We start from the raw sequence: 8,006 nt of genomic DNA on the forward strand, positions 1-8,006 counted from the left end.
GACGTGGCACGACAGGGAGACGCACGTGACACCACCCGAAGAACGCAGGTTGCTGACACCGGAGGAGTACGCGCAGGCCCAGGCCTCGCCGGAGTTCGTGGAGCTGAAGCGGCGCTTCCGCCGCTTCGCGTTCCCCATGACCGTCGCCTTCCTGACCTGGTACATCCTCTACGTCCTGCTCTCGACGTACGCGGCGGACTTCATGGCCACCCCGGTCTTCGGCAACGTCAACCTCGGCATCCTGCTGGGCCTGGGCCAGTTCGTGTCGACGTTCGTCATCACGCACGTCTACGTGGCGCACGCCAACAAGCGCACCGACCCGATCTCCGACGAGATGCGTGAGCGGCTGGAGCACCACGAGTACGCGCGCCCCGGTGGTGTCGGTGTCACCGACGAGACCCGCGGAGGACGGCACTGATGCTCCTCGCTGCCCCCGCCGCTCCGGCGGCGACCACCGTCGGGAACCCGGCGGTCAACATCTCGATCTTCGGGGCCTTCGTCCTCGTCACGCTGGCCATCACCTTCAAGGCCAGTCGCAACAACAAGAGCGCGGCCGACTACTACGCCGCCGGGCGCAACATCAGCGGCACCCAGAACGGCCTGGCCATCGCGGGTGACTACCTGTCGGCTGCGTCGTTCCTCGGCATCGCCGGCGCCATCGCCATCTACGGCTACGACGGCTTCCTGTACTCCATCGGCTTCCTCGTCGCCTGGCTGGTCGCCCTCCTGCTCGTCGCCGAGCTCATGCGCAACACGGCGCGGTACACGATGGCCGACGTGCTGGCCTTCCGGATGCGCCAGCGGCCCGTCCGCACCGCGGCGGCGACCTCGACCCTCGTGGTCAGCCTCTTCTACCTCCTCGCCCAGATGGCCGGCGCCGGCGCGCTGGTCACCCTGCTGCTCGGCGTCACCGGAGAGCTGGCCCAGGCGGTCGTCGTGATCCTCGTCGGTGCGCTGATGATGGTCTACGTGCTCGTCGGTGGCATGCGCGGCACGACCTACGTGCAGATCATCAAGGCGACACTGCTCATCGCCGGCGCCGCCGTGATGACGGTCTGGGTGCTGGGCAAGTACGGCTTCAACCTCTCTGCGCTGCTCGGCGGCGCGGTCGAGACCTCGGCGACCCAGGCCACGCCGCGCGACGTCCTGTCCCCGGGGGGCCAGTACGGCGCCACCAGCATCTCGAAGCTGGACTTCATCTCGCTGGCGCTCGCGCTGGTGTTCGGGACGGCCGGCCTGCCGCACGTGCTGATGCGCTTCTACACCGTGCCGACGGCGAAGGACGCCCGTCGCTCGGTGGTCTGGGCGATCTGGCTGATCGGCATCTTCTACCTGTTCAGCCTGGTGATCGGCTACGGCGCGGGCGCGCTGGTCGGCGCGGACACCATCCTGGCGGCGCCCGGAGCGGTCAACGCCGCAGCGCCGCTGCTGGCCTTCGAGCTCGGCGGCACGATCCTGCTCGGCGTCATCGCCGGCGTCGCGTTCGCGACGATCCTCGCGGTGGTCGCCGGCCTGACGATCACCGCGTCGGCGTCCTTCGCGCACGACATCTACGCCTCGGTCATCAAGAAGGGGCAGGTGAACCCGAACGCCGAGGTCAAGGTGGCCCGGATCGCGGCGATCGTTATCGGCGCCATCTCCATCGGGCTGGGCATCCTGGCGCTGCAGGCCGGGCTGAACATCGCCTTCCTGGTGGCCCTGGCGTTCGCCATCGCCGCCTCGGCGAACCTGCCGACGATCATCTACACCCTGTTCTGGCAGCGGTTCACCACGCAGGGCGCGCTCTGGTCGATCTACGGCGGGCTGATCACCTGCGTGACGCTCATCCTGTTCTCGCCGGTGGTGTCCGGGGCGCCCGTCAACCCGGCGACCGGCAAGAGCCCGTCGCTGATCCAGAACGTCGACTTCTCCTGGTTCCCGCTGAACAACCCCGGCCTGGTGTCGATCCCGCTGTCGTTCTTCCTCGGCTGGCTCGGCACGAAGCTGTCCAAGGAGCAGCCCGACGAGCTCAAGAACGCCGAGCTCGAGGTGCGGGCGCTCACCGGGATCGGTGCGGAGAAGGCCGTCGCCCACTGAACGAGGCCCCCGTGCCCCCCACCGCTCGGTGGAGGACCCTGTCCTCCCCTTGACGGCCCCCCTGCCCCCGCCATTCGCGGGCTCGCGGCGGGACCCTGCACGGGGGCCGTCAGGCTCGGGGCGGGACCCGGGACGGGGCCGGCGGGGCCCCGCACGGGGGCCGGTTCCAGCACCTCGCCAGGCGCGCGTCCCCGTTCGCGGGGGCGCGCGCCTCGCGCGTTCCGGGCGTTGCCGACGATCAGCTGGGCTGACCACCGCCGGTCCTGGCTCACAACCGGGAGTGAGCCGGGACCGGCAACGGTCAGCTGGGCTGATCACCGCGGGCAGGCGCGGGAGGCTCAGGAAGCGGGTGCGGACCCGGGAGCCAGGACGGCGTCGGCGGGCGCGACCGGAGCCGGGACGACGGCGTGGACGCGGCGGTGGCGGACGGCCCAGCGGGTGACCAGACCGGTGAGGACGACGAGACCGGCGACCAGGTGCTCGCCGGGCGCGACGACCGCGACGGCGAGGGCCGCGGCGTAGACCACCGTCAGCAGGACGGCGGGGAGTGACAGGTGCACGGTGCTCTCCTCCGGCGGGGGCGGCCCGCCGGCCGGCGGCCGGGTCTGGGGTGACCCGGCCACCGGCGCGGCGACGGCGCGGGTGGAATGCGGTCAGGACCTCACTTGAGCATGTCCTTGGCCTTCTGCAGCAGCGACTGCCCGGGCATCTGTGGGGTGGAGAACAGCCGCGGGTCGCCGGGCGGCAGGATCGGGGCGTCCGCGGTCGCCTCGATCGGGCGGGCGCGGAACTCCGAGCGGCCGTCCACGGAGGGACCCGACGCCCACCGGCCGGCCGAGGCCTCGGGGCCGTCGGAGGCGTCGATGAAGGTGTAGCCGAGGTCGCCGACCTGCTCCTCCAGCGGGAAGGCCTCGGGCACCGGGATGCCCTCGATGCCGTCGGACTTGAGCTCCTCGGTCGCGGCCAGCCACTGCTGCTGGTGCATGTGGTCGCGGGTGATGAGGAAGCGCAGCATGTCCTTGACCCCGGGGTCGTCGGTCATGTTGTAGAGCCGGGAGACCTGCAGCCGGCCCTGCATCTCGGCGGTGGCGTTGTACATGAAGTCGGCCATGAGGTTGCCGCTCGCGGTGACGTACGCACCCGTCCACGGGTTGCCCATGGCGTCCATGTAGGACGCGCCCTGGCCGTTGGCGATGAGGTGCTGGGGGTTGTGCTGCCCGTAGCCGGCGGCGGCCTCCTTGGTGCGGTCGGCCGCGTCCGGCTTGAGCGGGGCGTGGTCGAGCAGCCGGTCGATCATCGTGACGATCATCTCGACGTGGGCCAGCTCCTCGGTGCCGATCGCCAGGAGCATGTCCTTGTACTTGCCGGGCAGCCGGCAGTTCCAGCCCTGCAGCAGGTACTGCGTGGCGACGGTCATCTCGCCCCACTGGCCGCCGAGGATCTCCTGCATCTTCCGGGCGAAGTCCGGGTCGGGACCATCGGGCTTGGCCTCGTACTGCAGGGCGTGGGTGTGCGTGAACATCAGTGGTCTCCCTGGCGTCGTCGCGACCACCGCCGGTGCGGTGACACCAGGGATCTGCCCGCGCCGCCTGGCCCGCCCGTGCCGAGCCTTGGCCCGGCGGTGCCAACCTCACTCCCGTCGGGACGGCTCCTGGCCGCGGTGCTCTGGGGAGACGCCCTGCGGGGTGGCGCGAGGAGTGGGGCCGGAGGCTCCCGCGATCGAGTGCCGGGCAGGGCTCCGCGGAGCTGGGGGACGGCTCCTGGCCGCGGTGTCGGCCGGTAGGCCGACGATGTCAGCGATCGGGGAGCTGCACGGTCAGCCTCAGCGACTCCCCGTCGTCGTCCGCGACGATCCGGCCGCCGAGCTCGCCGGTCTGCCGCCGCACCGACCACAGGCCCAGGCCGGTGAGGTCCGGCGGGGGTGCCTCGGTGCGCAGGTGCCCGAGCAGCCGCTCCGGGCGCACGACGGCCTGCGTCAGCGCCAGGTCCACCCAGCCGGGGCGACATCGGACGGACAGCCGGACCGCCGCGCCGGCCCCGTGCCGGTGCGCGTTCTCCAGCAGGTTGGTGAGGATGCGCTGCACCCGGGCGTCGGCGACGGCGACGTCCTCGGTGCCCGGACCGAGCTCGAGGGTCAGCTGGGCGTCGGGCAGCCCGGAGGCGGACACCGACGCGCGGACGACGTCGCCCAGCCGGCGCGTTCCGCGACCCAGCGGCGCGGCTCCGCCCGTGGCAGCCGCCGTCCGCAGCATGGAGGCCAGGTGCGCGGTCTGCGCGCGGGCCAACTCCAGCACCTCACCGGGGTCCGGCGCCGGACCGGCGGACGGCCCGGCGTGCCCCAGGGCCTCCAGCAGCGCCTCGAGCGAGGCCAGCGGCGAGCGCATGTCGTGGCACAGCGCCTGGACCAGTGCCTCCGGGGCGTCCGGCAGCTCGGGGGTGTCGGGCGGCGCCGGCGTGCGGCGCCGCAGCAGGCGGCGCAGGGCGGCCGGCAGCACCCGGCTCGGCTCGGGGGACGTCGGGGGGTTGGCGGCGAGGGTCATGGGCACCTCCGTGGTGCATCCGGTCAGCCGCGCCGGTGCAGCTGTCCGTCTGGGGAGAGATGGAGCCAAGCGACGCCGGTGCTGAGCGCCGCCGACCTGTCGACGTCGTGCTCGTCGACGACCACCCGTTGTTCAGCCGCGGTCTGGCCCTGCTGCTGCCGGGTGTGAGCGAGGGACAGGTCCAGGTCGTGGCCACCACCGACGACGCCTCGGCGGCCGCGGCGATGGTGCGCCGGCACCATGCCGACGTCGCGGTCGTGGACCTGCACATGCCGCCGCCGGGCGGCACGCGGGCGATCGCGGCGATCCGCCGCGCGGACCCGACGGTGCGGGTGGTGGCGCTGTCCGGGCAGGCCGAGGAGGACGCCGTCCTGGAGGCGCTGCGGGCCGGGGCCGCGGCGTACCTGCCCAAGACCGCCGACCCCGAGATGCTGGTGCGGCCGCTGCTGGCGGTGCTCGACGGCTGGTCGGTGGTCCCGGAGGAGCTGCTGCGCCGGCTGCTCGAGGACTCCGCGCCCTCCGGGGAGCAGGGCCTCGCGGATCGGTTGACCGCCGACGAGCGCCGGCTGTGGCGGCTGGTGGCCGACGGCACGAGCACGGTGGAGATCGCCACGACCCTGCACGTGTCCGAGCGGACGGCGAAGCGGCTGGTCGCCGCGCTGCTGCGCACGCTGGGCGTGGCCACCCGCGTCGAGGCCGCGGCGCTGGCCGGGCGGGTGCACCTGGGCCGCACCGGCAGGCAGGGCTGAGATCCGCACCGACGCAGGTCCGCATCCCATCGCCCCCCGGCTACCCACGACGGTGATCGACACGCGTGGTCCGGATCGTCCGCTCGGTGCGAGCGCTCAGTGGGGAGCCAGCGTCCCCGCCCACGTCCCCGACGATGCCGCCGCGGTGAAGACGGGCACCTCCGCGGCGGCCATGTCCACCGCGGCGTACCCCCCGCTCCCGGCGCCCACGCAGGCGACGACGGTGGCCAGCCCGGCCCGCCGTTGGAACACGCTCTGCTGCACCTGCCAGCCCACGACGGCGCGGCGCTGCAGCACCGCCTGCTCGCGCACCAGCCAGCCGCTGCGCACGCTGAACGACCGGGGCCCGGCCCCGTGCCCGAGCGCGTGGAAGCGGCCGATGCCCATGGGCACGCCCAGGACGGACAGGACGACGCCGGCGACCGGCACCCACCACCAGCCGAGGACGGCGGCCGCCCAGACCCCGGCCGCGGTGACCAGCAGCCCGGCGGCCAGCGCGCGCACCAGCCGCCGGCGCAGTGCCGCCGGCGGGTGGCCGGTCAGCGGGCCGGGGTACTCGACGAGGCGGCCCAGCAGCCGCAGCGCCTCGGCGCGCGGCCCCAGCGGCAGCAGCTGACCGCGGCGGTTGGCCTGACCCAGACCGGTGACCAGGGCGTTCACCCGGGCGGCGCGCACCCAGCGCATGCCCAGGCCCTCGCTGAGCGTGCCGCCCCGGATCCGGTCGACCTCCAACTCGGTGTGCCGCCGGGTGAGCAGCCCGCGGACGGCGACCAGCGAGCCGCCGCGCCGCACCAGCCGGTAGCGCCAGTTGACGACGGCCGCCCCGACCACCGCGGTCAGCGCCAGCAGCGGGACCGCGGCGACCAGCGCGGCGACGAGCACCGGCGGCGAGGGCTCGGGACCCGCGAAGTCCGGGACGACGGCGTCGGGCAGCTCCTGCACCAGCCGGAACAGCGTGCCGATCGCGGCCAGCGGTACGACGAGGTAGCTGCCGACCAGCGGCGCGTAGAGCAGCCAGCGGGGCTGGAAGCGGGACAGCTCCTCCTCGACCGGCGGCGCTCCGCCGTCCGTCCCACCCCCCGGCTCGCCGTCCGGTGCCGGCACCCCGGCGGGACGGCGGGAGAGCAGTCGCGCGCGCAGCCGGTCGCCCTCGGCGCGCGGGACGCCGTCGACGACGAGTTCCTCCTCGTTCGTCCCCACCGAGCCGGCCGCGGCGTCGATGCGGACCCGCACCAGCCCGAGCAGCCGGTGCAGCGGCGGCGTCTCCACCTCCACGCCGCGGATGCGGTCGTTGGGCACGGTGCGCACCGAGCGGGCCAGCAGCCCGCGGGTGACCACCACCGCCGTGGGCCCGTCGGCGTAGCCGAACCGCCACCAGCTCAGCACGGCGCCGGCCAGGGACAGGGCCGTGATGACCACCGCCATGACGACGACCGTGAGCAGGCCGTCGTCGAGGCCGACGACGGCGGCGACCGGGATGAGCACCGGCACCAGCTGGCGGGCCTGCCGGAAGGTGGCGGTGTGCACCAGCACGACGCGGGGTGACGTCCGCCGCGGCTGCGTGTCGGCGGTCGTCACGTCGCCTCGTCGCGGACCAGCTCGGCCCGCCGCGCCAGGTCGTCGGCGACCCGCTGGGCCACGTCGGCCTCCAGGTGCAGCACCCGGACCGTCCCCTGCGAGGACGCGGTCAGCACCGCCACCGTCGCCAGGCCGAACAGCTGCTGCAGCACGCCACGGGTGACGTCGACGGTCTGGATCCGCGAGATGGGCACCAGCGTCCAGGTGCGGGTCAGCCAGCCGGTGAGGGTGTAGACCGCCTCGCCGGTGACCTCCCAGCGGTGCACGCGGTAGCGGACCCACGGCCGGATGCCGATCGTCACGACGGCCTCCAGCACCACGAACGCCACGAGCGCCCAGCGCAGCGGCGACGGGAGTCCGCCGTCCGGGACGAAGACGAGGACGGCCGTGACCACGACGACCCAGAACAGCGCGCCGATCACGCCCTCGGTGACCCACAGGTTGATGGCCGAGCGGGACAGCGGCCAGGCGGGGTCGCGGACGGGCGCGGTGGCGTCGGCGGTCATCGGCTCCATCCTGTCAGCGAGCCCGACCGTGACCACGGGGTTCCGGCCGACCCTCCGGCGAGTCCGCGCGTGTCGCCTGCGACGGCCTGGTGGTCACCGCGGTGCTGCGGGGCGCGTGGCCGCCTTCCGGGCCGGTGGCACGATGGGGCGCGTGATGCCGCAGCAGGTCCCGACCGTGCCCGCCAGCGAGGTGCCCGAGGACGCCGTCGTCCTCGACGTCCGTGAGGACGACGAGTGGGTGACCGGCCACATCGACGGCGCCACCCACATCCCGATGGGTGAGGTCCCGGCGCGGCTGGACGACCTCCCCGAGGCCGATCCGCTCTACGTCACCTGCCGCGGCGGCGGGCGCTCGGCCCGCGTGGCCGCCTGGCTGAACGCCAACGGCTACGACGCGGTCAACGTGGGCGGCGGCATGGGCGAGTGGGAGGCCGCCGGCCGGCCGATGGTGAGCGAGACCGGCCAGCAGCCCTTCGTGCGCTGACAGCCGGGGAGCATCGCAGCGAGCTCTGCGAGCGAGGAGCGGACCCCGGCGGGGAGCGGACCCCGGCGGGGAG

9 protein-coding genes are annotated in these 8,006 nt (G+C 74.0%); 4 read left to right on the forward strand and 5 right to left on the reverse strand.

The genetic code is table 11. The features are described 5' to 3' along the window. The first annotated feature begins 25 nt into the window (after window positions 1–25). Both BUB17_RS21680 and BUB17_RS21685 read left to right on the forward strand, forming a co-directional pair. Window positions 26–418, forward strand: a complete 393-nt coding sequence (locus BUB17_RS21680) for a DUF485 domain-containing protein (RefSeq protein ID WP_072920754.1) — start codon at window positions 26–28, stop codon at window positions 416–418. Continuing rightward, on the forward strand, window positions 418–2,076 hold the full coding sequence (locus tag BUB17_RS21685) for a solute symporter family protein (RefSeq protein ID WP_072920744.1): 1,659 nt from the start codon (window positions 418–420) through the stop codon (window positions 2,074–2,076). Before BUB17_RS21680 ends, BUB17_RS21685 begins: the two co-directional genes overlap by 1 nt. 338 nt (window positions 2,077–2,414) lie before the next feature. Here BUB17_RS21685 and BUB17_RS21690 read toward each other — a convergent pair whose 3' ends face one another. From BUB17_RS21690 to BUB17_RS21700, 3 genes are all read right to left on the reverse strand, one after another. Continuing rightward, the gene (locus BUB17_RS21690; RefSeq protein ID WP_072920745.1) at window positions 2,415–2,636 is read right to left on the reverse strand and encodes a hypothetical protein; all 222 of its coding nucleotides are present in this window, start codon (window positions 2,634–2,636) and stop codon (window positions 2,415–2,417) included. A 101-nt stretch (window positions 2,637–2,737) separates the two neighbouring features. Further along, window positions 2,738–3,598, reverse strand: coding sequence for a manganese catalase (locus BUB17_RS21695; RefSeq protein ID WP_072920746.1), 861 nt, complete (start codon window positions 3,596–3,598; stop codon window positions 2,738–2,740). 271 nt (window positions 3,599–3,869) lie between these two features. After that, window positions 3,870–4,616, reverse strand: a complete 747-nt coding sequence (locus tag BUB17_RS21700; RefSeq protein ID WP_072920747.1) for a sensor histidine kinase — start codon at window positions 4,614–4,616, stop codon at window positions 3,870–3,872. A gap of 59 nt (window positions 4,617–4,675) precedes the next feature. Here BUB17_RS21700 and BUB17_RS21705 point away from each other — a divergent pair, with 59 nt between their 5' ends. Beyond that, complete coding sequence (locus tag BUB17_RS21705) at window positions 4,676–5,365, forward strand: response regulator (protein ID WP_072920748.1); 690 nt, start codon at window positions 4,676–4,678, stop codon at window positions 5,363–5,365. A 96-nt stretch (window positions 5,366–5,461) separates the two neighbouring features. Here the strand turns inward: BUB17_RS21705 and BUB17_RS21710 are convergent, their stop codons facing one another. Together BUB17_RS21710 and BUB17_RS21715 are read right to left on the reverse strand one after the other, a co-directional pair. Next, on the reverse strand, window positions 5,462–6,943 hold the full coding sequence (locus BUB17_RS21710) for a PH domain-containing protein (RefSeq protein ID WP_072920749.1): 1,482 nt from the start codon (window positions 6,941–6,943) through the stop codon (window positions 5,462–5,464). Then, window positions 6,940–7,449 (reverse strand): PH domain-containing protein, encoded by a 510-nt coding sequence (locus BUB17_RS21715; protein ID WP_175561454.1) that lies wholly within the window; start codon window positions 7,447–7,449, stop codon window positions 6,940–6,942. The genes BUB17_RS21710 and BUB17_RS21715 overlap by 4 nt, the downstream gene beginning before the upstream one ends. A gap of 154 nt (window positions 7,450–7,603) precedes the next feature. Here BUB17_RS21715 and BUB17_RS21720 point away from each other — a divergent pair, with 154 nt between their 5' ends. Continuing rightward, window positions 7,604–7,933: a rhodanese-like domain-containing protein gene (locus tag BUB17_RS21720; protein WP_244277421.1), complete on the forward strand. Its 330-nt coding sequence runs from the start codon at window positions 7,604–7,606 to the stop codon at window positions 7,931–7,933. The last annotated feature ends 73 nt before the right edge of the window (window positions 7,934–8,006 follow it).

It is taken from the genome of Geodermatophilus obscurus (assembly GCF_900143215.1).
Taxonomy (GTDB): Bacteria; Actinomycetota; Actinomycetes; order Mycobacteriales; family Geodermatophilaceae; genus Geodermatophilus; species Geodermatophilus obscurus_A.